A 24,326-nucleotide genomic window follows, 5' to 3' on the forward strand; every position below is an offset into this window, starting at 1 on the left:
TTTATACAGCATTACGGAAGAAGAAATTAAGAACGGAAAGAGGAGATCAAGATGAGTCAGAATGGTTTGCGGAAAGAGCTATTACCTAGACATGTTCAATTTTTAGCATTAGCTGGTATGATCGGAACCGGTATCTTTAAAGGAAGCGGAGAAACAATCGGAATTGCCGGTCCGGGTGTTGTTGTTTCTTACTTGCTGGGCGGCGTACTATTGCTTATTGTCATGGTTGCCTTAGCTGAAATGGCAGTGATGTATCCAAATCATAATGTACAGCATTTAGTTCATAAAGCATTTGGTTTTCATATTTCCTTTATCGTTGGCTGGCTGTACTGGATTAACTGGACACTCGTTACCATTGTAGAAATCCTAGCAGCAGGCTCTTTCTTACAATTTTGGTTTTCTGAAACGCCGCTTTGGCTGTTAAGTGCTATTTGTGCCGCAATCATCATTAGTATAAATAGTCTGCAAGTGAAGTTTTACGGTGAAATGGAATTTTGGTTTGCCAGTATTAAGATTATCGCACTAGTACTTTTTATTATATTAGGCGGAGCAGTTTTATTAGGATTAACAGATTTTGCTCCAGACACACCAACACAGCATTTACTCGGTCATGGCGGATTCTTCCCGAACGGGTTGCAAGGTGTATTCAGCGCTTGTTTGATTGTTATGTTCTCTTTTGGAGGATCTGAGTTGATTGGCGTAGCCATCTCCGAAACGAAAGACGTAAAAAAAGTATTACCAAAAGTAATCCAAGGTGTCGTTTGGCGGGTGCTTATCTTTTATATTTTGCCAATTACGATTATTGCCGGATTGATTCCTTGGAACCAAGTTGCTGACATGGAAAGCCCATTTACTCAAGTAATGGATGCAATCGGCATACCAGGAGTTGCACACGTGATGAACTTCATCTTATTGACGGCCGTTCTTTCTGCCGCTAACTCCGGCATGTTTGCGACTTCCAGAACGATGTTTGCTTTAGCAGAAAAAAGAGAAGCGCCTCAAGCTTTGACGAAAACTTCTAAATCAGGAGCTCCAATCAACGCAATCACATTGAATGGTGGATTACTGCTAGTAGGAGCCGGATTAGCTTACTTTGCCCCAGATAGTATTATCGGAACAATGATGACAATACCGGGCTTCACGATGCTATTGCTGTGGTTAAGCATATGCGCAGCACAGCTGAAACTGCGTCCTGGCTACGCAGAAGTGCCGCATTTCAAAATGAAGTTGTTTCCAGCGACTACGATTGTCGGGATGGCGGGCTTAGGTGTCATTTTAATTGGATCTACGTTTAGTAAAGGGATTTCGGTTGGAACGGTAGTTTGTTTTTGCGCACTAGCAATATTAATTGTATTAGCACTTGTTATGGGACGGAATCGTAAAGCTTGAGATGCTAAAATGAAGAGTGCACTTTAAACAGTATAAGAAATAATATAAAATAAATGGAAAAGAATGCTACATAATTGTGTGGCATTCTTTTTTCTATATCATTTTTAATTGCTGACACAAGACTTCTGAATTTATCGACGGAGGTGAGTGGCTTGGAAATTCAGATTATGTCTGTTTTTATAGGCGTCGTGTTTGTTATCTCTGCTTACTTTATTAACGTGAAAAAGAAGCTGCGTTTCCTCCGCGGGTATAACCAAGAACGAATCCGAGATAAAAAGAAATTTATTGAACTTGTCAGCGCATTTTACTTGGTTAGTGGAGCCATTTTAATCTTAGTGCCGTTTATTTTCTCATGGGTATGGAGCATAGCTGCGGTGCAGTATGTGGTACTGGCGAATCTTGTGCTGATTATATATGTGAATGTTAAGATGGTTGATAAATGAAGCTCATCGTATAAAGATATCTGTCACGTTTACTGCCCCTTATTTAGATAGCAAGTCTGCTTTGATGAAAAAATATATTGTTAGGTCTAATAGTACACTAGAAATACAATATGACAGCGAAAAGCGACCTCTAAAAAGTTCCTATTACTTTCTATATCCTCTGCATGTTAAAGAGGTCTGAAGTCTCATATAGTTATACATAAGTTGTGCATGTCGGCCTTCTTGTGTATGATGATTGATTAATGGTCGAAGCCGTTGTAAAAACGCTTGATCGCAATCACATCGATTACCGTATCTTCTATAACAAATATCATGCTGTTTGCATACAGCATCCACTTTATTAACAGGATTACCTGGACCACTGCAGCCAGGTCCGCACCAGTTATACCCTGGAAACACACAAAAGCGAAAAGATCTTTGCGGCAATAGGAATCCCTCCTTCATTAGTAATAAGTACTCTAGTTTAATCTATTCATATTGTGTTCCTCGTGTATATGCTTTTATCATGTCAAAGCTAAAAAACCGCTGTAAGCGGTTTTTTTACTACAAGCAAAAGATAACAGGTGATAGTTTTTTCTCTTTACTTGTTAGCTATATGTACGCGAGATAGAAGCGGACGATCTTGGTCCCATAATACGTTGACGGGAATTCCGAAGAAGGCAGAGAGCTGGCCGCTGGAAATGAGGTGTTTCGTACTGCCGGATGCGAATACTTTTCCTTCCTTAAGCAAAAGTGTTTGATCAAATATCGGTAAAATCTCCTCGATATGATGCGTTACATAGATAATGGTCGGTGCGTTCGGCTTGCTGCTGATTCTTTCGATTGATTCTAATAGAGCTTCCCGTGCTAGAAAATCTAATCCATTGGCAGGCTCGTCCAAAATGAGCAGCGGCGGATCTGCCATTAATGCACGGGCGATTAAAACACGCTGTCTTTCCCCGAGCGATAGTGTTTCGTAGCGGCGGTTTGCGTAGGCAAAACAGCCGAGATCATGAAGCAGCTGTACGGCTCTTTCTTTCATTTTCTCCGTAGGCTTTTCATAGAGTCCGATGGATGCAAAAGCACCGCTCAATACAACTTCATATGCATTATTCCCCAAGTCGAACTTCTGCTGAATAGAGGAGGAAACAAAACCAATTTGAATGCGCAGTTTTTCAGCAAGGTATGTCTGGCCAAACTCTTTTCCTAGTACCTGCATGCTGCCTTTCGTCGGAAAAGTATACGCATTAAGCAAGTTCAACAGAGAGGTTTTACCCGATCCGTTCAGTCCGAATAAGACCCAGTTTTGCCCTTTTTGTACTTGCCAATTCAGGTCTTGTAATATCCAGTTGCCATCTCTTTTTAATGAAACATTTTCTAACTCTAAGATCATATGTATTGCCTCCTGTCAGTTCTTATAAGATAAATTAAACAGATACAAGATAAATATTCGAAACATTTAAACAATTAGAAGCGGGAGACGCCCTATGTTGCGTGAGCGCCTTTTAATTAGCGTTAGCATCTTAAAGCTGGATTCTCGAATTCAGTTGTACATTATTTACTCAACGACTGCTTTATGTATTCTAAATACAGCCGAACAATATTCACGTCACTCACTTGACTAAGCGTTCTGCTGCCTACTACATCTTCTATTTCATTGAACAAAAAGCGCCCGTCCCCATCAAAGAGAAAATCAATTCCTACAAAGCTGAAGTCGTAATGATCCACAATGCGCTGTACGAGTTGTTGTTCTTCTATTTTTAGCGGGTAGAGAGAAGCATTGCCGCCAAGGGAATAGTTTGCGCGGAAATCTTGTTCACTGCTGCGAAGAACGGCCGCAATAATCGTTTTGCCAATAACAAAAACGCGTACATCTTTACCCGCGGCCGGTGCTAACTTCTGCATGAGAATAGGTTGGTTGATATATTGCTGCTGCAAGTGCTGGTATTGTGCTTCTGTTTCTACTAAATGTACGTCCCTGCCGCCTCGACCGCCTGCTGATTTCCACACAAAAGGGTAAGCTAGTGGCGGTTGGGGGATAGAGGCATTCGTTTGGAAAAACATATCTACCATCGGGATGCCAAGCTTTGCTAATTCCAGATGGGTTTTCATTTTGTTATTTGCCAGGTCAGCTATACGTGCATTATTGAAACAAGCAATGCCTGCTTGCTCGAGCTGTGCCGTCAACAGTGGATCAATGGTCCGCACGATAGCAAAGTTGGGAATGTCCAGTTCTTTGTGATTCAAGGCTGCTTGTCCGCGCATTATCGAGATAGACAACTCATCTGTGAAGACGAGACGCAATTTCAGGCGAAGCTGTTCACTTTCCGAAAGAAACCAATCAATAAAAGCGGCGTTTCGTTCGGCATCTGCTCGATTGTAAATCAGCCAGCCATTCATGACAGTATCTCTTTAATATGCGAAATAATAGCATCAGAGACATCGACACCGGTGCAGTCAAAGATGGAACGGATATGTGCATTGGAATTTACTTCGCAGACGATTGGCTCCCCATGAGGTCCAAACAACAGGTCAACACCTGCAAAATTAGTTCCGACAGTGTGCGCAGCTGCAATCGCAAGTTCTGCTTCCTTTTCCGAAGGGGTATACGGCTGCATGCTGCCGCCTCGTGACACATTGGCTCGAAAATCAGTGTCTGATAATCGAATCATAGAGGCAACGACCTTACCACCGACAACGTTTATCCGGATGTCCCGCCCGTGACTTGTATGGATGTACTCTTGCAGAACAAAGGGGGCGGTGCCAATCTCTTTTATTTTCTTATGTAGTTGTTCTTTTGTTTGGATAAGATACACTTGTTCTCCAAAAGATCCGAATGCTTCCTTGACAATCATCGGAAAGCCGAGTTCTGCTATTACTGGTTCAAACGTATCCAGCTGAACAGGCAAGGTACCTGGGAATATCTTTGGTGCTATAACCGTTTTCGGTATTGCAATCCCTGCTGCGGCAAGTGCTTGGTACATCAAAATTTTATTGTCACAGAGAGCAATGGATTTGCTGGAGTTGAATAACGGAATTCCTAAGGTTTCCAGCTGCTGCGCAAGCGGAATATCTTTGTCACTAAAGACGACAAAGTCCGGCATGTCCTCTGCTTCTTTGAGTAAACCGTTAGCTGAACCAACGACGCCTAACAAGGCGTTATTTTTAATGATTTTCATATCAATCTGCTGAGCTTTGGCGGCGCGCTGCATCCATTCTGCAAAATCGAGAAACTTTTTTCCGCCAAGGTGGCCATTGTAGATGACCCAGCCAAGTTTCGGTGTAGCCATAGTTGAAGTTCCTTTCTTTAGGAGATGCGCTACATATGAAGAAATTATTTCTATAGTGGCAGCACGATCTAGTTTGTTATAATAGTCCATTATACATGGAAGGAGATGCTTTATGTTTGAAAACCTAGCACAAGCAGAAGCTTTTTTGGCCAGCCGCAGACATCTTGGCATAAAGCCGGGGTTGCATCGGATCCAGCAGCTGCTAGAAGCATCAGGCAATCCTGAGCGGCGAATGAAAACAATACATATTGCAGGTACAAATGGCAAAGGGTCAACGGCTGCTTATATTGCCCAAGCATTGACAGCAAACAACTGGAAAGCGGGAAGCTTTACGTCACCGACTCCAGGCGGCTTTTTGGAAAGTATTCAAGTAGATAGTAATTGGATAACAGAGGAAGCCTTTGTTCATGAGTGCAATGCGCTTCTTGCTGCAATTGAAGAAATGGACGGTCAAGATGCGCATCCGAGTGAATTTGAAATCCATGTTTGTATCGCTTTTTCTTATTTGGCCCAACATGCTGACATCAGCGTGATCGAAGCAGGCATGGGCGGCCGTGGTGACGCGACTAACGTCGTACAGCCGTTACTCAGCATTATTACCAATATCGGGCTTGACCATCAGAAGTTCTTAGGGAATACCATTGCGGACATTGCAGCAGAAAAAGCCGGTATTATCAAAGCTGGAGCACCAGTGCTTAGTGCTGCGGCACAGGATGAGGCAATGAAAGTAGTAGAGGCGCATGCAAAGGCGGAAGGAGTGCCGGTTACTTGGGTAAGAGAAAAGGACGTGGAGCGATTACAAGTGCATCCAAAAATGAAAGGCCCGCATCAAAAGCTGAATGCAGCACTTGCATCGGTAGCTTGCCGGGTTCTTCAGGAGTTAGGGATTTCTTTAGAAGAAGATAAAGTGAGACAAGCCATAAGCCAGACGCAGCTGCCGGGTAGATTTGAGCTTGTCGAGAAAGAGCCTAAAATAATCCTTGATGGAGCACATAATGCAGAAGGAATGGCTGCTTTTGTTAGAACGGTACAAGCAAATTACCCAGACACGAAACGAAAGGTTCTATTCGGTGCATTTCAGGACAAGCCTTTCGAACAGATGATGCAGCAGCTTCAAGAGGTTACAGACGACATCACATTAACGTCTTTTGAACACGAACGTGCCGCTGACTTGGAAACACTGACAGAAGCATTTCCGGGATTAAATAGGACAGGCAAATGGACGGAATGGGTCGATCAGGCATTTACAGCTAATCAAAGAGATACGGTTTATTTTGTGACGGGATCACTTCACTTTATCTATCAAGTGCGAACGTATATTGTTAAAAATTGAAAAATGTGTTAATTTTAATTATCTGAAATTTATGAGGTCGTGGGACAAAGCAGGAAGGAAGAAGCTAGATGGTGAGCAGCAGCAAGAGACTTGGGATTTGGATAGCATGGTTGATCATGTGGCCTGCTTCTTTGTATATGATCTATCAACATACTGATTTTCAGGAGATCAAATGGCTGGATTTAAGTGCATTTACCGTGCTGGCGATCGTCGTTGCACTTTTTCCGATCATGGTTAACCAAATACCTGTTTTCTTCCTCAATGGCATCACCTTGGTTATTTATCTCAACTTCGGCTTATTTATTGAATTGATTATTACAACACTTAGCATCACGATTGTGCTGCTGCAAGTGCGGGTGACAAGAAAAGATATCTTCCGGATTCCTTTAAATTATCTGATGTTCCTGGTAATGTCTGTCAGCGCAGCAGGTGTATATCGTTTATTTGATTTGCCAGGAAATGAAGAAAAGACACTGGGAACACCGATGCATATCATTGCCATATTGGCTTATTCTTTGACGCTTTTTCTGCTGAATCATGTTTTGATTACTTTGACCAGAAGATTCATATTTGGTAAACGTGACAAAATTTTTGAACGAAGCTTTTTCTGGGAATTCATGACAACCTTTTATATTTTGCCAGCAGCGCTTCTTCTGCATTTGCTGTATCAAGAGATCGGTGCAATTGCTGTCGTATTTATCGGTTTTTCCATCGCCAGTACCTCGTACATTTTGCGGCTCTATTATGGCAGCCGCAGCATGAATGAGCGGTTGCGGATGGTCAGTGAAATAGGACATAAGCTGACCGCACAATTGAATGTGAAAGAGACGCTCGACCTGTTTATGGAGCGAATCGTCGAACTTGTTCCTGTAGATCAGGCTCTTCTCTTCGATGTGAAAGAAGGGGAGGGGTTAAAATTAATTCGTTTATACGACCCTAAGCAACATTCTCCCTATAAGCATGGAGATTGGATAAATAAAGAAAAAGGATTGGGTAGTACAATTTGTGCAAAAGGCGCCGGCGTGAGATACGGAAAACGCAAACAATGGATACACAATTGGAAAGAAACTGCCCCAGCGTACAGTGAAAGTTTGATGTGCTTGCCGATACAACGTGAAAATCAACTGATTGGTATGCTTGTTTTGTTATCTGATCAGCGAAACGCATACGAAAAGTATCAATATACGCTTGTTAATTTGCTTGCAGATTTTATGGCCGTCAGCTTGCTGAATGCTGTTAACTATGAACAAACAAAGAAAATCAGTGAGCGCTGTGCGTTAACAGGATTGTATAATTATCGCTATTTCGAAAAAGAAATGAATAAGCTGTTTGAATATCGAGACCAATCAGAGCCGGTATCTCTGATTATGCTCGACTTGGATCACTTCAAACAAGTGAACGACTTGTACGGGCATGAAGCAGGCAATGATGTGCTGTGCCAAGTAGCGGACAGGTTACGTCTCGTCGTAGGTGAAGAAGGAGTGCTGGCACGCTATGGCGGAGAAGAATTCGCCATTATTCTTCCTGGCTGTACATCAGATGAAGCGGAGGCTATTGCGTCAGAAGTGCAGCAGTGCATCACAGAGCGCATTTTTATCACGCAGCATTTTCTTGATGACCAGTCAATTGTTACACTTGCTGTCACCGCAAGTATTGGCGTTGCATCTTACCCAGAGAACAGCGAGGATCACCTCGAACTTGTCAGGCACGCCGATCGTGCCATGTATGTCGGTGCAAAACAGCGGGGCCGCAACAGAGTAGCCATATATGATCAAATTGAACAAAGTCCAGAAAACATTCCTTCTTGATAGGAATGTTTTTTTGTATTTACTGTTGACGTGTTTAGGTGATTAATATATAGTTACTTACGTAAAGTAACTATATGAAAAAACGAAACTGAGGAGGAACAAACATGGCAGAATTAAAATTAGATAAAGCACACAGCGGTATTTCATTTACGGTGAAACATATGATGGTTTCCAAAGCAAAGGGGAAATTCGAAGACTTCGACGTACAATTCAGCGGAGATTTGAATGATTTGGATAATTCATCTGTTACCGTAACTATCCAGTCTGCTTCAATTAATACAGGCAACCAGGACCGTGACGGTCACCTGCAGTCCGGAGACTTCTTCGACGCAGCGGGTCATCCTGCCATGACATTCAAAAGCAAATCAGTTAAACAAGTTTCTGGTGACGAATTCGAAATCACTGGCGACTTCACTATTAAAGACGTAACAAACGAAGAAACTTTCAAAGCAGAATACAACGGCACATCCAAAAACCCAATGGACGGCAGCACAATCGCCGGCTTCGAAGTAGAAGGCAAAATCAACCGTGAAGCATACGGCCTAACGTACAACGCAGCACTAGAAACAGGCGGCGTATTGATTGGGAAAGATGTTAAGTTCACAGCTGACTTTGAGTTTGTTGTAGAATAAGCGGATATAAGGAAAGACCTATCCCGGGTGGGATAGGTCTTTAATTTTGGCATTTTTGGTTGTTTGGCTGGATCTTTACTTCGTGACCTGTATAGGGTTGATCCATTTTGATGTCACCTTTAGCGCAGATAGTTCCTCCGTCCCAGTCAGGTGTTATTTTTCCTTTGATATATATGTCGCCATCAGAAACTATTTTAGCATCCTCTTGTATGTGCACGTTTCCGTTTAAATGGGCATCTCCTTTTATATATAAAACAGAATTGCTTTTTAGGTTAATCTTATTTTCAATCGTAAAGTTTTTCCCTACTTCTACGTAGCTGTTATTCTCTGAATTATAAGCACCTCTTATCTCTGTATTACCTTTGATAACTACATTTGGGTTACTAGTGAGCTGTAGATTGCCCATCAAAAGGAAGTTACCTCCTGTGTTCACTTTGGCATTTTCCTGTATTGTTGTATTTCCGCCGAGAGTTACGTTTTTACCAGCAGTTACACTTGTATTCGATCTGAATTCAGTGGTTCCTCCAGTCTGCAACGATCCCTTCAGCTGAACAGAACTTTTTGTATCAAGAATAAAAGTTCCACCGGCAGTTAGATTTCTGCCTGTGAACAAGTTTTGTGAGTGCAGGTTTACATTGTTTTTTATAAATGAATCATCTTTTGCATTAATAATCGCATTCTGTTGACCAGTTAGATTACCGGATACGTAAAAATTGTGATCAATATTAAATTGTATAAAGATAGATGTGCTCATCGGTATCCAAAGACTGCCGTCGTGGATATTTATTATTGGGCAGTACTTCCAATCTCCGAACTGACTGTCTGCTAATTTTGTGTCTCCATAATAATCACAGCCGTCTGGTATTTCGTCAGTCGAGTCAGATGGTTCTTCAGGTTTATAAGGTTCCTCCGGTTCTTCCGCTACAGGCGGTTTATCTTCTTCTTTGTCATCGGGTTTTGATTCTTCATCATCTGGATTGGTGATTGGAGGAAGCGTTGGCTGTGTAATGGATACAGTAAGTTCTTCATCTGTAGGTTTTGTGAAAGCAGTAACCACATCAAAAGTCTCGGTTTTTTTATTAATGTTTTCATGAGATATAGTAAAATTTACTTGCAAAGTTTTAACTTCTGATTGAGAATTAAAGCAATTAGGTTTAGAAGGGTCAGACCCTTTATAAGAAAATTCGATAGCTGAAAGTTTATTATCATTTAACTGTAACGTGATTATTTCATCACTTTTTGATCGAAGTATATTTTCCTCTTCCTTATTAAGACACATACCATCTAAATTACCGTTTTCATAAGCAGTACGTAAGACTTGTGTTACATAAGCAGCATCGTTTCTTAAACTGTTAGTCGCTTCTGCATTTGTATTGTTATGCATCGCTTGAACAGTTAGGGACACCGCAGCTACGGATACAATGCTGAATAAAAGCAATCCGGCAAGCAGTTCAATGAGCGTGAATCCTTTTTCATTCGACATATTAACACTCCTGAAAGATTAATAGAGGTGAGACTATTGAAATTATATAAATTTAATGAGAAGGGCTTTACCTTAATTGAGATAATGGTGAGCCTAACAATTTTAGCAATAGTGATTGTTGCTTTTGTTCCTATGTTCACTCAAGCTGCTATGCACAACAAGATAAATGGCAATACATTAAAAACAAATGAAGCGGCACATGTTGTTGCAGCAGAATATGAAAAAATCTCTGATTTGGATATTACAGCAAGTCAGCTGGCAAGTTGTAGCAGCGCAAAAAAGAGCAAGTTACCGAATTTCACGAAAACAATAGGTGGTAAAACATATACAGTTGACGTAGATGTATGTAGGTACGAAACAGGGCAGGTAGAAAACCTTGTTAAAGCTGTCTTTACCACAACAAATGGGGAAAGACCAGAAACAAAAGGGATAGCGAGAAAATTTCTAACAGTGGGTGAAACCAATGGCCAAAGTTAATAATGAAAAAGGTGCAGCATTGGTTTTAGTCCTCTGGATTATCGTGCTGTTTGTTGTTTTAGGAACAATTCTATTTGCGCAGCTGCTAACCACTTCTAAACAAATGGTGAAGCAAGAAGAAGCTGCTGCTGAAACTGATATTATAAATATGTCTGCAATATATGTGAGTACATACTTAAAACAACATGGCGGAACTGAGGGCATTACGGAAAAAGAAATGTCTAGCTTAGTTAACAACGTACCTGATTCAATAAATATTGATGACTTTACCGCTACACTTAGACCAAAACTTGAGTTGGATAAAAATCAAATCGAATTGACGGTAATAGTAAGTGATAAAAATGATAATAAACGTACAGAGGTTGAATACATCCCCATCTCCAGATAGTTCCAAAGTTCCATCAGAATTCCTATTTATGTTACTTTAGTATTGCTTACATTTTAATCTAAGACTATATTAATAGTAATCTATTGACAAGAGACAGTGAAGATTTTGTAGAAACTTAAGATAGGAAGTGGAAGTGTGGCGAAAAAGAGAAAACTGGGTGAACTGCTGAAAAGGGCAGAGCTTGTTACAGAAGAGCAGATCGTAGCGGCAATTCAAGAACAGCGGCCGGGTCAAAAATTAGGGGATGTGCTGCTTGAAAAAGGATATATCACCGAACAGCAACTAATTGAAGTATTAGAATTTCAGTTAGGGATCCCGCATGTTTCACTTTTCCGTTATCCATTCCAATTTGACTTAGTAAAGCTTCTTCCGATTCAGTTCGCCAGAAAAAGTGTCGTGATTCCACTAAGCAGAGAAAATAACGTGCTGACGGTTGCGATGCATGATCCAATGGATTATTACGCGATTGATGATATGGAGATGTATACCGGGTTCTCGATTAAACCGGTCATTGCCGCTAAAGCAGAAATCTTGGAAGCAATAACGGCTGTCTACAAAGAAGCAGAATCTGGTGAATCACGTTCCGAGGCGGCGGCAGAAGCGGCGCCAGCGATTCGTATCGTAGAGCAGCTTATTAGCTCAGGTGTTCAGCTGAAAGCTAGTGATATACATATGGACCCTTACGAAACAGAAGTGCAAGTTCGCTATCGGATTGATGGTGACCTTCGCCGGGAAAGAACCTTGCCTAAATCAATTCAGGCAGCGGTAGTGGCTCGCGTTAAAATTTTAGCTAACATGAACATTACAGAAACTCGACTGCCGCAGGATGGGCGAATTAAGCTAAAAATGGAAAACACACATGTGGACCTTCGTATAAGTGTGCTTCCAACTGTTTACGGAGAAAAAGTGGTTATTCGGATTCTTGACTTAAGCAATGTAATTAAAGGACTAAACGAGTTAGATTTTAGCGAAGATAATTATCAGAAATACAGTCGGCTTATTGAGCAGCCCTCTGGTCTAATATTGTTTACCGGTCCAACTGGTTCTGGTAAATCCTCAGGTCTATATGCATCTATTAATCACTTGAATCGCGAGCAGTTTAATATTATCACGGTTGAAGACCCGGTAGAGTTTGAACTGCAAGGTGTGAACCAGATGCAAGTGAACAGCAGCATCGGACTAACCTTTGCAACAGGACTGCGGTCAATTCTTCGTCAAGACCCGAATATTATCATGGTCGGGGAGATCCGGGATAGTGAGACGGCAGAGATTGCCATCCGTGCTTCCCTTACTGGTCACCTTGTTTTCAGTACGTTACATACAAATAACGCCATTGCATCTATACCGCGTTTAATGGACATGAAGATAGAGCCATATTTAGTTGTCTCCTCTGTGACAGGGGTTGTAGCACAACGCCTCGTGAAACGCATATGCCGAGACTGTAAACAAGCATATACACCAACTAACGTAGAAGCGGAACTACTAGCAAGACACGGTTTAGAAAGTGACCAGCTATTTCGCGGTATGGGGTGTAACAGCTGTAAGCAGACAGGTTATAGAGGGCGGATGGCTGTACATGAGCTGCTCGTTGTCGATGATCAAATTCGTGATTTGCTTATTCAGCAGCGTTCGGTGGATACAATTAAGCAAGCAGCCATAGAAAATGGAATGAAAATGTTAATCGATGATGGGTTAGAGAAAGCGATACAAGGCATGACAACAGTGGAAGAAGTATTGCGGATTACGGTAGATAGTTAAGGAGCGTCCAGATGAGAGAGACTTTTGATCAGCTATTGATAACAGCAATGGAAATGAAAGCATCCGATATTCATTTGACAGTGGCAGTTCCGCCAATCTTTCGTGTGCACGGTGTCCTGCGCCGTCATCAGGGAGAAAACCTGAAGCCTGAGGATACAGAAGGAATGGCAAAAGCGATTTTAAGTGAAAAAAACTGGAATCGATTTAAAGAAGCAGGGGAAGTTGATTTTTCCTATAGTATTCCTGGTATTTCACGGTTTCGGATTAATGCTTATCACCAAAGAGGCTGCGTTTCTTTAGCGGTCCGTGTTGTCCCGACCAACGTGCCAACGCTAACTGATCTGGATTTGCCGGATGTACTGCGCATGCTATCTGGAAAACCTCAGGGCTTAGTTCTTGTAACAGGTCCGACTGGCAGCGGGAAGAGTACCACTTTAGCTGCGATGATTCACCATATGAATACGAGCATGCAGCGGCACATCATTACGTTGGAAGATCCAATTGAGTATTTACACAGTCATAATCAATGTATTATCGACCAGCGGGAAGTGGGCTTGGATACGGATAATTTCGCAAATGGTCTGCGCGCTTGTTTGCGCCAAGATCCGGATGTCATTCTTGTGGGAGAGCTGCGAGACTTAGAAACGATATCGACAGCTATAACAGCAGCCGAAACGGGTCACCTCGTATTAGCAACGTTGCATACGAGTTCCGCGTCACAAACAATCGATCGGATTATCGACGTGTTTCCAGCTGAACAACAGCCGCAAATTCGTATTCAATTAGCTAGTGTGCTGTCTGCAGTGCTATCGCAGCGACTCGTTCGCCGAGCCGATGGACAAGGGCGTAAAGCATTAACAGAGTTACTCATTAACACATCAGCAATCAAAAACTTGATTCGCAATGGGAAAATGCATCAGATTCCAAGTATTATGCAAACGTCGCGTGATCAAGGTATGCATACGATGGACATGAGCATTCGCAAAATGGTGTCCGCAGGAATCGTAACGATGGAGCAAGTGACACCATTCTTGGAAGAGCGAGGGGTATAAATGCATTACTTTCAATACAATGCTCGAGATATGCTAGGTAAAGCAAAGCGAGGCAAAGTGCAAGCAGATAATCGCAGTGAAGCGCTAGAAAAGCTGCAAGCGCAGCAGCTTATTGTTTTTAAGCTGCGCGAATTGAATCGCACATTAAATAAAGAACTTTCGTTCGGAAAACGAGTGAAGAAAAAAGAATTTATCATCTTCCTCCGCCAATTATCAACACTTATTGAAGCGGGTGTTTCGTTAGTAGAAGCAACAGGCTTGCTGCAGGAACAAACAAAAGATAAGTTTTTAAAAGAAACGCTAAAAGTTGTTCGTACAGACCTTGTGGAAGGTGTTCGTTTCTCAGATTCTGTTGAAAAGCATCCAAAAATATTTCCTGAGTTGTTCGTAAATATGATTCGCGCGGGAGAAGCGAGCGGGGAACTTGACGATGTATTAAACAAGATGGCGGTTTATTATGAGAAACAATACGACATGCGGCAAAAAGTAATTACAGCAATGAGCTATCCAGTTCTCGTAGCATTTGTTGCCATAGGGATTTGTGTGGCGCTTCTGGTGGTTGTCTTTCCACAATTTACCGGTATGTTTGCCAGTATGGATGCAGAACTTCCAGCCTATACAGCTTTCGTTTTAAGTTTATCAGAAGGTATGCAGAAATATTGGTACCTTGGTATAGTTTTCTTGCTTTTATGTGCTGTACTATATCGGGTAATTATTTCAAAGCCCGAAGGAAAACTTTTTATAGACAAAGTTAGATTGCGGATCCCTGTGCTCGGAAGTTTTTATCAAAAAGCGATTCTTGCCCGGATGACTCGAACAATGAGCTCACTGCTTGAAAGCTCCGTACCTATTTTGGATACTTTGCAAATATCAAGCCGTATTTTGCAGAATAAAGTAATGGAGCAAGTTATACAGGACTGCTATGAAACAATTGAGAAAGGTGACTCACTTGCCAAGCCGATGGAAGCGCATTGGGCGTTCCCGCCGATGATTACGCAAATGATTCGGGTGGGAGAGAAATCTGGTTCGCTGGACAGCTTGCTGCATCGAGCTGCTGATTTTTATGAACAGGAACTTGATTATGCTGCTGAGAGATTGAAAGCTATGCTCGAGCCAATCTTAATTCTTATCCTTTCAGCAATGGTTGGTAGTATTGTCACAGCAGTTGTTATTCCAATGTTCTCCATGTATGAAAACTTGCAGTAGGAAAGAACTACAAAAATGACAAAATAACTGTAAATTTTTCATATTGCGGGTAGATTTTCTACAATAGTTTGATATAATCTTACTAGATTAATAGGAAGCGTTGAAAAAATAACTCTATGTGGGCACTTGGTTATTTTGGAGCTAGTAGTGCAACCGGCCATATTGATCACACTTGTTTCCACATGGCCGGAAACTACTACATAATAAAGGAGAGTCCATGTATGATGAAATTTTTGAAAAAGAAAATGAAGTCAGAGAAAGGTTTTACACTTGTTGAGTTATTAGCAGTTATTGTTATTTTGGGTATTTTGGCTGCGATTGCGATTCCTGCTATTGGTAGTATCATCTCTAACACGAAGCAAGATTCTATTGATGCTTCTGCGCAACAAATGATTGAGGCTGCTAGATTGGCTGAAGCTGCAGGAGATTTAGCTCGTGGAGATAGTATTACATTACAAACGCTTGTGGATGAAGGTTACCTCAAACAGCCTGTTAACCCTGATACTAATGAAGATATTACAACAGGTAAAGTGACTTTATCAGATGATGGTGAGTTTACTGCAACTATTGAAGGTGGTAGTGGAGAATACACTGCTGGTGCTGACCCAGAATAATTAACAATCTACAGAAATCTCTCTTTGTGAGAGATTTCTGTTCTTTACTAATAAAAGGTGTGATACTTTGTCAATTTTTCTACTATTATACGTTATTATTTTTGGCTCGGTCCTCGGTTCCTTCTACAATGTCGTAGGCATGCGGATACCTGAAAAAAAGATGTTCCAATCCGAACGCTCTTACTGCCCTAATTGTAAGCAGCAGATTAAAGCATACGATCTAATACCAGTAATCTCCTACATAATCCTTGGCGGAAAATGTCGCAGCTGCAAACAGAAGATTTCCCCACTCTATCCCTTCACGGAACTGGCAACAGGCTTATTATTTGGCTATAGCTATTATGTAATCGGACTGGAATGGGAGCTGATTACTGCTTTTGTTTTCGTATCTATGGCTGCGATTCTGTTCGTTACGGATATGAAATTTATGCTGATTCCGAATAAGATATTGCTGTTCTTTCTTCCACTATTCATTATTCTCCGTGTCATCACTCCATTAGACCCTTGGTGGGATTCTATCATTGGAGCTGTCGTAGCATTTGTGCTGCTTTTCCTTGTAATTCTATTCAGCCGAGGCGGAATGGGCGGCGGGGATTTGAAGCTGTTTGTCGTACTGGGAGTCGTGCTTGGCTGGAAGGGTGTTTTGCTTACGTTCTTCTTATCGTCGGTTATTGGGGCGATAATCAGTTTCGTGCTCCTTTTGACAAAGGTGCTGAAGCGGAAGCAGGCTATTCCTTTTGGCCCTTACATTCTGCTCGGGGCACTGATTACTTATTTCCATGGAGAAGCAATGATAAGCTGGTACATTAATTCATTCTTTTAAATGAGGGTCGTTCATGTTTAAAAAGCAAAGCAAACAAGTGTACATCATCATTCAAGAAAACGTTTTGCGCTATGCAGCAGGTGAGCCTGCTGGATTTCGCAATGGCAATACATATGGCAGTTTGGAAATGCCGCAGGGAACAATCCGAAACGGAAAATTGGAATCTGCCGAACAATTCATAAAGGTTGTCCGAAAAGTAGTGGAAGAAAACAACTGGCGCGGCCGCAATCTATTATTTACATTGCCTGACCAAGCGGTAACGTTGCGGCAGCATCAAGTGCCGAGTCAATTGAAACGGGAGGAGATTAAACCGTTTCTGTATACAGAATTACAGCACACAATTCAGCTGCCTTTTGAGGATCCGGTTTTGGATTTTGAATTGCTCGCTGAAGGAGAAGAAGAACATACCATTCTGTTAGTTGCATATCCTGGCAAGCGTGTTGATGCGTTTCAGCAAGCATTTAAAGAAGCGGGACTTCAGCCGATTACAGCAGATTTGGCTTCTTTATCTCTTTATCGTCTATATACGAAACAGTACGAGGAAACGGCTGCTGATCATCTTCTTTTATTGCAATGGAATCACAGCGGTCTTATTTTAACAGCATTTCATCAAGACATGCCTTTGTTTATTCGTCAGTCACAATCTAGTTTTGGAAACTTGCAGGAGCATATGGAGCAAGATTTGTTTTATACAGAAGAAACGGACCGAGCGAACGCTTATTTACAAGAGCAGCTCACGGAAATTGAGCGCTTTATGGATTTCTACCGCTATTCCGTTATGAACGGCGAATCTGGTATTACAAAGCTGCTTGTTTCTGGAGATTATGAACAGCTGAGTGAAGTAATCGATGAACTTAGACAGCGCCTGCAAATCGAGACAGTAACATTCCAGCGTGAGTTAATGGAAGAACTGCCTCTTGCCTACGCTGATGTGCTGGGTTTGTCGATGAAAGGGGATAAATAGGATGCTGGATATTAATTTACTCCGAAATCAATCACAGGAGCATCGTTCCCCGGTTCTTTTCCTGAGTATTTTAGGAGCTATTATACTTGTTTGTGCAGTTTTGTTTACGTGGCAGCTTCTCTCAGCTAAAGGACAGCTGCAAGACTTGGAGACCCAACAAGCCGCAAATCAAACAGAGCTTGATGCAATGACACCAGACTCCTCCAATAACACCGGCACAGCAATGCCTTATGCAGTTGAGTTGATGGACAAGCTCAAAGGCTTAGCGCCTGAAGGAACAGAACTGATTAGTTACAATGCACCTGGGATAGAACCTGTAACGGTAACCGTGCTTGTGGAGAACGCGGATAGTGCTGCTGATTACATTCAAGCGGTCCAAGATACCGGTTTTGTGTCTCGTGCGTCCTTACAGTCAATGACGCCGCAAGGAGCTAATAGTTTTCAAGCAGTATTTATCTTTACTATAGATCAAGCTGCTTGGACAAGCGAGGTGACAGCAGAATGATAAACTGGTCAGATCCCTCACAGCGACGGAAGGTTATGATTTTTTCCTTCTTGCTTGTTATTTTGCTGACGGTAATGTGTTTTGTTCTATATGTGATGCCTATAAAGAATGACGTCGCCTCCGTTGAAACAACTGTAGCGAACCAGGAACGTGTTCTGGAAACGTCGGTTGCTCCAAAAGAACAAAGTCAACTGCCGGAAGCGCCGCTTGAGGACGAACTATTAAGAGAATTAACGAAATTAGCCAAGGGAAATGATACGACAATTACATCGATTTCCAATGATACGACTACCGAAGCAGATGGGTCCTTTGTCTATCAGCTCAGCACAACTTCTTCTGATTACAAAGCATTGCACCAGTTCCTAACAGAAGTTGATGGTATGCAGCGTAAGGCAGAAATAGAACAAATTGACGTGACAAATGCTTCGGAAAACAGCTATATTGCAACGATATCTTTACGGGTATTTTATAATCCTGCTTCTTAATTCGTAGAAAAGGGTGTTTGATGGGTTCTTCCTGTCGAACACTCTTTTTTTGTCTCGACAGCATTTCTCTTACTTCTAGTTTTAGCTGTGCTAGAGTTAGTCCAAATCATTCATAAAAGAGGTGCAGAATGGAAGAGAAAAAAGGATTTTCCGTCAAAATGGGCGGCAAGAAGCAGAGAAACCAACAGCAGCAGGCAAAAGAAGAGATGGTCGGCGAGGGAAGCTACACACTTTATGACGAAGAAGCGGCAGCTACAGTCGAAAAGGATGTGCCGGTATTGGATCAGCTGAATAAGAAGCCATCAGATAAAAATAAGCTAACGATGTCGCCAATTGCAAAGAAACTGACAGCAGCTGCGCTTGGTGCAGCATTAATTGGTGTTGTACTAGGGTTCTTGCTGCTGCGTTACACAGCAGGTATCGAATCCGAGACAAGCGGCGTTGCGGCTCCTGTAGCAACAAAGGAAGCTGCTGTAAATGCAGGCGCGTTTGGAGATTTGACTGCATACGTTGTACAGGGTGGTGTTTATAATCAAGAAGATATTGGACAAGAAGTGGCGCAACGCTACGTGGAAGCGGGAATTCCTGCTGTTCTATGGGAAAAGAATGGACAATTCTTCTTACTGACAGGCATGGGTGGATCGAAAGAAGAGGCGGATGCAGCAGCAGCACAATTGCAAGCGCAAGGCTATGAGAGCTATGTGAAAACGTGGGATCCAGGAGTAGAAGCGACAAGCAATGGCTGGCAGGATGAGCTTGCTGTATTGCTTGCAGCAGGTGACAATCAAGAACCAGCTCTATGGAAAGCATGGCAGGAAAAAGTACCTGCTGAAGCAGCAGAAGTGAAAGCAGCATCAACCGAAGCAATTAGCGCAATGGAGCAAGGGACGTTCACGGCTAGTATGATGCTGCCAGTATGGCATGAAGCAGCAAAATTAACGACGGAAGCTATCCCCAATTAAGACAAGCAGATTGCCCGGAAGTTCATTTTCTTAAGCAGAATTAGTCATTATGTGCGTATTATCATTAATAGATTTCTTAAGTACTCATTTGAGTGAATAGCCGTCTTCCGTTACGATGCTCCTAACCTGTCAGCCACACAGGATTCCGAGTCAAAAGGAAGGCGGTATTTTGTTGCAAACAGAAATGAAGATAAAGTCGGTGCCAAAAGAAGATCGGCCGCGGGAAAGGTTGCTGGAGCTGGGTCCAGCTCATTTATCCAATGCAGAATTATTTGCGATTCTGTTAGGGAGCGGGACGAAGGATGAGCCTGTCACATTACTTGCACAGCGATTATTAATGCATTTTGAAGGATTGCAGCTGCTGCGTGATGCGACAATCGAAGAGCTGACTGCTATAAAAGGGATTGGAACAGCGAAAGGCGTACTTATCATTGCAGCAATTGAGCTTGGACAGCGGCTTCATCGATACAAGCCGGCAGAAAGATACACAATCCGCAGCCCGAAGGATGGAGCGGATTATGTGATGGAGGAAATGCGCAATCTGCAGCAGGAACATTTTGTTGTCTTATTTCTAAATACGAAAAATCATATCGTTCACCGGCAGACAATCTTCATCGGCAGCCTGAATGCCTCTATATTCTTTCCTTAACCCTGAATTAATTGTATCATCATTTTGTTAATAATATGGACAATATACTATTAATTACAATTAATGATATAATGAATTTGCCATATATTGCTTATAATAACTGTGAAACTATAATCTTCAATGTAAGGTGATGACCAAATTGAGAGACATGTTTATTGGGTTAATTGATTATTCAAAGGAAGATTACAATAATCTTTGGAAAGATGCTATCTTTGTAATAGATACCAATATACTTACTAACTTCTATAAATTTACTTCTAAAGAATCTACAAAAACTTTGTTTAAACTACTAATGAAATTTAAAGAAGAGGATAGGCTATGGATACCTCATCAAGTAGCTTTAGAATACCTCTACAATTATGAAAATAATATTAACAAGCCTCTTGAAGGTTATAAAGAGCTAGAGAAAGAGATAAATACAATTAAAGGAGACTTTACTAAGATGTTCTCCAATATAAATAAAAAACACCCCTATATAGAGATAGATGATTTTAGAGAAATATCTAAGCAATTTGAAGATATTGTTTCAAAAATAGCAGAGAAGAAAGAAGAGAAAATAGAAGCTCTGCCAGATAAAAACCAAATTAAAAATAACATTTTTGATTTGTTAGAGGGTATTGTTGGCAATTCCTATAAACAAGAGATAATTGAAGATATACAAAAAGAAGGAAAGCAAAGATTTGCTAATAAAATCCCCCCAGGATTTGAAGATGATAAAGAATCAAATAAACAGTTATACAGAACATATGGTGATTTAACATATCAATTAAAATTTGGAGACTTAATACTGTGGAGGCAAATAATAGATTATTCTAGAAATATAAAGAAACCTATAATTTTTGTTACAGAAGACAAAAAAGAAGATTGGTGGGAGAAAGATAAGAGAAATAATCTAAAGAGACCTCATCCTCATTTACTCCAAGAGTTTTTTAATAAGACTGAGCAAAGGTTCTATATGTATCGCACAGACAACTTTGTAAGGTACGCACAAGAATATAATAATGAGTTATCTTTAGAGGAAGTACATCAGTTTACAGAACAGGTAGAAAACATCAGAAAATTTGAAGGTTTTAATGCCTTATCTGATTCAAATAGAAGTAGGGTAGTTATAGATACAAAATTAAAAGATTTATCTTTAATAGATATAAAAAGGTATTTGGATGATGATACAATAATGCTACTCAATGAGGAATTTAATTCAGTTTTTGACATGAAGGATTTTGATGAGGATTTCAGTAATCAACTATATATTGAAACTATAAAAAAAGCATTATTACTAGCTTCACCAATTATGGAAAGTAGATTTGAAGAATTGTTAGTTGATATAAGAGATCATGATCCTGAATATTATTTAAACATGGTAGTAAAAAACTACAAGTATCCAAAAGATTCTATACATAGAGCTATATTTTTGAAAGATGCTATTCTAGATTTAGAAGCTTCTAAGATGACTGTAGATTTAGAATTAAACTTTTAAGAAGGGCAGAATACATTCAGTTCACCTTCAGTACTCTGAAAATGGAATTTAGCTTTTATTAAGAATCAGCTTTACAAATTTATATTGGTGATTGCTTCTTATATTTTTCATAAACCTTAACAGTATGATGTGTTAATTAGTAAACAAGGGCTTTCTTTAGAGATAAGCTAGTAAGTCTAAAGGCTTTAGAAATTTGCCTCTCATGTGTTAGGAGTAGAAACTTGAGTAGATATTACTAGTAGTAACTTGTAAAATAGATTGCTGTAATACATAATGAGTGTATATTATTCCCAAGATTGTGAAAGGGGAGCACAATTTGTTACTTAGTCGCAATGATATAATTAAAGAGCTAAAAAGGAAAAAGCGCGGAAATATTAAAATACATCCTTTAAACTTAGATAATATAAAGGGCAGTTCTATAAATCTAACAGTTAGTCCCTTAGCATGGAAAATTTCAGATAATAAAACAGCACACAAAGATGGAATTATAACAATACCAGCTCATGATACAGTTTGTATTTATTCAAATGAAGCAATTTGGGTTTCAAGGAGAATTGGAGGAACATATCATTCTAAGGTTACTCAAGTTACAGAAGGATTAGGGCATATTGGTACAACTCTTGATCCACAATGGAAAGGTTTGACTCTAGTTGGGGTAACTAATCATACTGATGAAGACATTGAATTAACTGTAGGAGATTCTTTTGTAACTATTATGCTTTATTATTTAAAAACAGGTACTGACCATGGTATAGATGTAAATGCTCCAAGTAGATCAGAAATTGCAAGTAAATTTGAACAAACAGCTCAGGAAAAAAGATATCTTAGGGAAGAATGGCATTTAACATTTCCTGGTATAAGTAAAGCCATGCACAATTCAGACAGTTACAAAGAGTTAACAAAGTATAAATCTAAATCAAGGCTAAGAGATCTATTTGTTTTACCTACTCTTTCTAATTTATTGGTTAATGTTATTGTTGCTATTCTTACTGTGTTATTGACTGTATACTTAACTCTGAAATATTTACAAGACTAACCAAAACTTACACAACTCATATTACTGTATTACAGTATAATGTAATATATTTACATTTTGATTCACCTAGTATATCATGCATATGGGTGATTAAAATGAAAGTTACATTAACTAAAAGAATTAGTCTTTCTAGTCTAATGAGTGTAACCTCCTTAGAGTTAGGGAAGAAGATACAGGATAAGTTAGATCAGGAGAAGTCTGTAATTATTATTGGTTACATTGTGAAAAAGACAGAAATAGAAGTTGGCTTTCTTAGATACAATAATAAAAAAGTAGAAACCACAATTATAAAGTGTTATGGGAAAAGACATTTAGCTCAATGGGAGAAAAGCCTTAAAAGAGGTATGTCTCAAGAAGAAGAGTTTATATTTATAAATAATACTTTAGCAAGTAGGTTAAATCCTATTAGTCCAGAGTTTGATGAAATACAGTCTAATTATGATGATAGTACATTAAGTCTAATTGAGGAAAATAAGTATGTTAATCATAGAGAAGAGATATATAAAGTACTCAATGAGGATTACTACATTGTAAGGTATTATGATAAGAACTTACTATATCATGAATATAAGCTATTAGAATTATAAGTGTAACTGCAAAATCATAGGCAGAAAGAGTGCTTTTTCAGCACTCTTTTATTTTGAAGAAAGTAATTCTAAAAGCATTTTAATTCTTCTGAATAATTCATCAAAGGTAATTATAAGTACATTCTTAAGCTCTTTTCTATACAATTCAAAAGACTGAAGCATCTTATCATTTGTATCAGGTGTTATACCAGCAATGATTACACAAGAAGGATTAAACACTCTAAATTCATCATTGGAATTTAATAAAAGACTTGCATACTCTCTTTGTAACTGCTCCTTATATGCTAAAACTTGTACTACAGCACCACTTAACTCACTGTGAATAGCATAAGCTCCATTTCTGTATTCACTACTTAATATCTTATTTTTAGGTGTTTTTATTTCAATTAGAGCTACATCTTTGGTTGTATCATTCATAAAGATAAAATCCACTACTTTACCACCTTTATTTCCTAGACCTTTACCTCCAATGTAAGCTTTTTCATCAAACAATAGAAGTGGAGTGGCAAAGATTTGACTCAGTACCCATGAGTTCTCTTTGAAAGTTTTTTGCCAAAACTCTTCATCCTCATTGTCAATATTGCTTTCCAAGGTAGCAAGTAATTTCTTTATATTAGTAATACCAATCAAGTTATTCAGTTGATCTAATTCATTAGTAGGTGTATCAAGTAAACTGGATATTATACTTTCAGCTTTTTCTGTATCAGCTATCCATTTAATTGTCTGCTTTAATAACTCCCCTTGACTGTCACTTAGCAGAGTTTCAAACAATTCTTTATCTTCCTCAAACATTGTGATTATCTTTTGAAGGTTTTTATCTTGCTTGAAGTAATTTCTAAAACCTGATTCTATCCCATATTCTTCATGAATCTTATAATAAAATTGTAGACCTTCTATTAAAGCTTTTGTTTCTTTTGAATTAATATCAAGCTTTACCCATTCTGTAGCTTTAAGTTTACTTAATTCAAGCTCTTTATGATCTTCCC

The 24,326-nt window shown here is 40.0% G+C and carries 25 protein-coding genes, 1 pseudogene and 1 riboswitch; of the genes and pseudogenes, 20 read left to right on the forward strand and 6 right to left on the reverse strand.

The window, feature by feature from the left end; genetic code table 11:
- Window positions 1-45: 45 nt before the first annotated feature.
- Window positions 46-1,389, forward strand: a complete 1,344-nt coding sequence (locus tag B1K52_RS11440; RefSeq protein ID WP_077308333.1) for an amino acid permease — start codon at window positions 46-48, stop codon at window positions 1,387-1,389.
- A 152-nt stretch (window positions 1,390-1,541) separates the two neighbouring features.
- Entirely contained in the window at window positions 1,542-1,832 is a 291-nt protein-coding gene (locus tag B1K52_RS11445; protein ID WP_077308335.1) for a DUF3784 domain-containing protein, read from the forward strand.
- Between the two features lie 144 nt (window positions 1,833-1,976).
- Here B1K52_RS11445 and B1K52_RS11450 read toward each other — a convergent pair whose 3' ends face one another.
- The 4 genes from B1K52_RS11450 to B1K52_RS11465 all read right to left on the reverse strand — a co-directional run bounded on the left by B1K52_RS11450 (window position 1,977) and on the right by B1K52_RS11465 (window position 5,101).
- The gene (locus B1K52_RS11450; protein WP_077308337.1) at window positions 1,977-2,276 is read right to left on the reverse strand and encodes a phospholipase; all 300 of its coding nucleotides are present in this window, start codon (window positions 2,274-2,276) and stop codon (window positions 1,977-1,979) included.
- Window positions 2,277-2,412: 136 nt separating this feature from the next.
- The gene (locus B1K52_RS11455) at window positions 2,413-3,204 is read right to left on the reverse strand and encodes an ABC transporter ATP-binding protein (protein ID WP_077308339.1); all 792 of its coding nucleotides are present in this window, start codon (window positions 3,202-3,204) and stop codon (window positions 2,413-2,415) included.
- Window positions 3,205-3,365: 161 nt separating this feature from the next.
- Window positions 3,366-4,211, reverse strand: coding sequence for an ATP-grasp domain-containing protein (locus tag B1K52_RS11460; RefSeq protein WP_077308342.1), 846 nt, complete (start codon window positions 4,209-4,211; stop codon window positions 3,366-3,368).
- On the reverse strand, window positions 4,208-5,101 hold the full coding sequence (locus B1K52_RS11465) for an ATP-grasp domain-containing protein (RefSeq protein WP_077308344.1): 894 nt from the start codon (window positions 5,099-5,101) through the stop codon (window positions 4,208-4,210). Before B1K52_RS11465 ends, B1K52_RS11460 begins: the two co-directional genes overlap by 4 nt.
- 112 nt (window positions 5,102-5,213) lie before the next feature.
- On the opposite strand from B1K52_RS11465, the gene B1K52_RS11470 reads away from it, so the two are divergent.
- The 3 genes from B1K52_RS11470 (at window position 5,214) to B1K52_RS11480 (ending at window position 8,874) form a co-directional block, all read left to right on the forward strand.
- Window positions 5,214-6,434, forward strand: a complete 1,221-nt coding sequence (locus tag B1K52_RS11470; protein ID WP_077308346.1) for a bifunctional folylpolyglutamate synthase/dihydrofolate synthase — start codon at window positions 5,214-5,216, stop codon at window positions 6,432-6,434.
- Window positions 6,435-6,502: 68 nt separating this feature from the next.
- Window positions 6,503-8,242, forward strand: coding sequence for a sensor domain-containing diguanylate cyclase (locus tag B1K52_RS11475; RefSeq protein WP_077308348.1), 1,740 nt, complete (start codon window positions 6,503-6,505; stop codon window positions 8,240-8,242).
- A 104-nt stretch (window positions 8,243-8,346) separates the two neighbouring features.
- Complete coding sequence (locus tag B1K52_RS11480) at window positions 8,347-8,874, forward strand: YceI family protein (RefSeq protein WP_077308350.1); 528 nt, start codon at window positions 8,347-8,349, stop codon at window positions 8,872-8,874.
- 40 nt (window positions 8,875-8,914) lie between these two features.
- On the opposite strand, the gene B1K52_RS11485 is transcribed toward B1K52_RS11480, so the two are convergent.
- The gene (locus B1K52_RS11485) at window positions 8,915-10,357 is read right to left on the reverse strand and encodes a prepilin-type N-terminal cleavage/methylation domain-containing protein (RefSeq protein WP_077308352.1); all 1,443 of its coding nucleotides are present in this window, start codon (window positions 10,355-10,357) and stop codon (window positions 8,915-8,917) included.
- Window positions 10,358-10,393: 36 nt separating this feature from the next.
- On the opposite strand from B1K52_RS11485, the gene B1K52_RS11490 reads away from it, so the two are divergent.
- From B1K52_RS11490 to B1K52_RS11560, 15 genes and pseudogenes are all read left to right on the forward strand, one after another.
- Window positions 10,394-10,834 (forward strand): pilus assembly FimT family protein, encoded by a 441-nt coding sequence (locus B1K52_RS11490; RefSeq protein WP_077308354.1) that lies wholly within the window; start codon window positions 10,394-10,396, stop codon window positions 10,832-10,834.
- The gene (locus tag B1K52_RS11495; RefSeq protein ID WP_077308356.1) at window positions 10,821-11,222 is read left to right on the forward strand and encodes a hypothetical protein; all 402 of its coding nucleotides are present in this window, start codon (window positions 10,821-10,823) and stop codon (window positions 11,220-11,222) included. Before B1K52_RS11490 ends, B1K52_RS11495 begins: the two co-directional genes overlap by 14 nt.
- Window positions 11,223-11,357: 135 nt before the next feature.
- Complete coding sequence (locus B1K52_RS11500; RefSeq protein ID WP_077308358.1) at window positions 11,358-12,980, forward strand: GspE/PulE family protein; 1,623 nt, start codon at window positions 11,358-11,360, stop codon at window positions 12,978-12,980.
- Between the two features lie 11 nt (window positions 12,981-12,991).
- The gene (locus B1K52_RS11505; protein ID WP_077308360.1) at window positions 12,992-14,032 is read left to right on the forward strand and encodes a type IV pilus twitching motility protein PilT; all 1,041 of its coding nucleotides are present in this window, start codon (window positions 12,992-12,994) and stop codon (window positions 14,030-14,032) included.
- On the forward strand, window positions 14,033-15,238 hold the full coding sequence (locus B1K52_RS11510) for a type II secretion system F family protein (protein WP_077308362.1): 1,206 nt from the start codon (window positions 14,033-14,035) through the stop codon (window positions 15,236-15,238).
- Between the two features lie 85 nt (window positions 15,239-15,323).
- Window positions 15,324-15,406: riboswitch (cyclic di-GMP riboswitch) on the forward strand.
- A gap of 53 nt (window positions 15,407-15,459) precedes the next feature.
- Window positions 15,460-15,852: a prepilin-type N-terminal cleavage/methylation domain-containing protein gene (locus B1K52_RS18420; RefSeq protein WP_143588876.1), complete on the forward strand. Its 393-nt coding sequence runs from the start codon at window positions 15,460-15,462 to the stop codon at window positions 15,850-15,852.
- Between the two features lie 67 nt (window positions 15,853-15,919).
- Complete coding sequence (locus B1K52_RS11520; protein ID WP_077308366.1) at window positions 15,920-16,675, forward strand: prepilin peptidase; 756 nt, start codon at window positions 15,920-15,922, stop codon at window positions 16,673-16,675.
- A 13-nt stretch (window positions 16,676-16,688) separates the two neighbouring features.
- Complete coding sequence (pilM, locus tag B1K52_RS11525; RefSeq protein WP_077308368.1) at window positions 16,689-17,639, forward strand: type IV pilus biogenesis protein PilM; 951 nt, start codon at window positions 16,689-16,691, stop codon at window positions 17,637-17,639.
- A gap of 1 nt (window position 17,640) precedes the next feature.
- Window positions 17,641-18,144, forward strand: coding sequence for a hypothetical protein (locus B1K52_RS11530; RefSeq protein ID WP_077308370.1), 504 nt, complete (start codon window positions 17,641-17,643; stop codon window positions 18,142-18,144).
- Complete coding sequence (gene pilO / locus B1K52_RS11535; RefSeq protein WP_077308372.1) at window positions 18,141-18,629, forward strand: type 4a pilus biogenesis protein PilO; 489 nt, start codon at window positions 18,141-18,143, stop codon at window positions 18,627-18,629. Before B1K52_RS11530 ends, pilO begins: the two co-directional genes overlap by 4 nt.
- A gap of 128 nt (window positions 18,630-18,757) precedes the next feature.
- Complete coding sequence (locus tag B1K52_RS11540) at window positions 18,758-19,591, forward strand: SPOR domain-containing protein (RefSeq protein ID WP_077308374.1); 834 nt, start codon at window positions 18,758-18,760, stop codon at window positions 19,589-19,591.
- Window positions 19,592-19,775: 184 nt separating this feature from the next.
- Window positions 19,776-20,237, forward strand: a pseudogene (radC, locus tag B1K52_RS11545) (RadC family protein); the annotation flags it as partial.
- Between the two features lie 151 nt (window positions 20,238-20,388).
- Window positions 20,389-21,717 (forward strand): PIN-like domain-containing protein, encoded by a 1,329-nt coding sequence (locus B1K52_RS11550; RefSeq protein WP_256855968.1) that lies wholly within the window; start codon window positions 20,389-20,391, stop codon window positions 21,715-21,717.
- A gap of 316 nt (window positions 21,718-22,033) precedes the next feature.
- A complete protein-coding gene (locus B1K52_RS11555; RefSeq protein ID WP_077308378.1) occupies window positions 22,034-22,753 on the forward strand; it encodes a dCTP deaminase/dUTPase family protein in 720 nt (239 codons plus the stop codon).
- Window positions 22,754-22,848: 95 nt separating this feature from the next.
- Window positions 22,849-23,340, forward strand: coding sequence for a hypothetical protein (locus B1K52_RS11560; protein WP_077308380.1), 492 nt, complete (start codon window positions 22,849-22,851; stop codon window positions 23,338-23,340).
- A 48-nt stretch (window positions 23,341-23,388) separates the two neighbouring features.
- Here the strand turns inward: B1K52_RS11560 and B1K52_RS11565 are convergent.
- Window positions 23,389-24,326, reverse strand: a 938-nt coding sequence (locus B1K52_RS11565; RefSeq protein ID WP_077308382.1) for a Shedu immune nuclease family protein, incomplete at its 5' end; no start/stop codon positions are given.

It is taken from the genome of Terribacillus halophilus (assembly GCF_900162685.1).
Classification (GTDB): Bacteria; Bacillota; Bacilli; order Bacillales; family Amphibacillaceae; genus Terribacillus; species Terribacillus halophilus_A.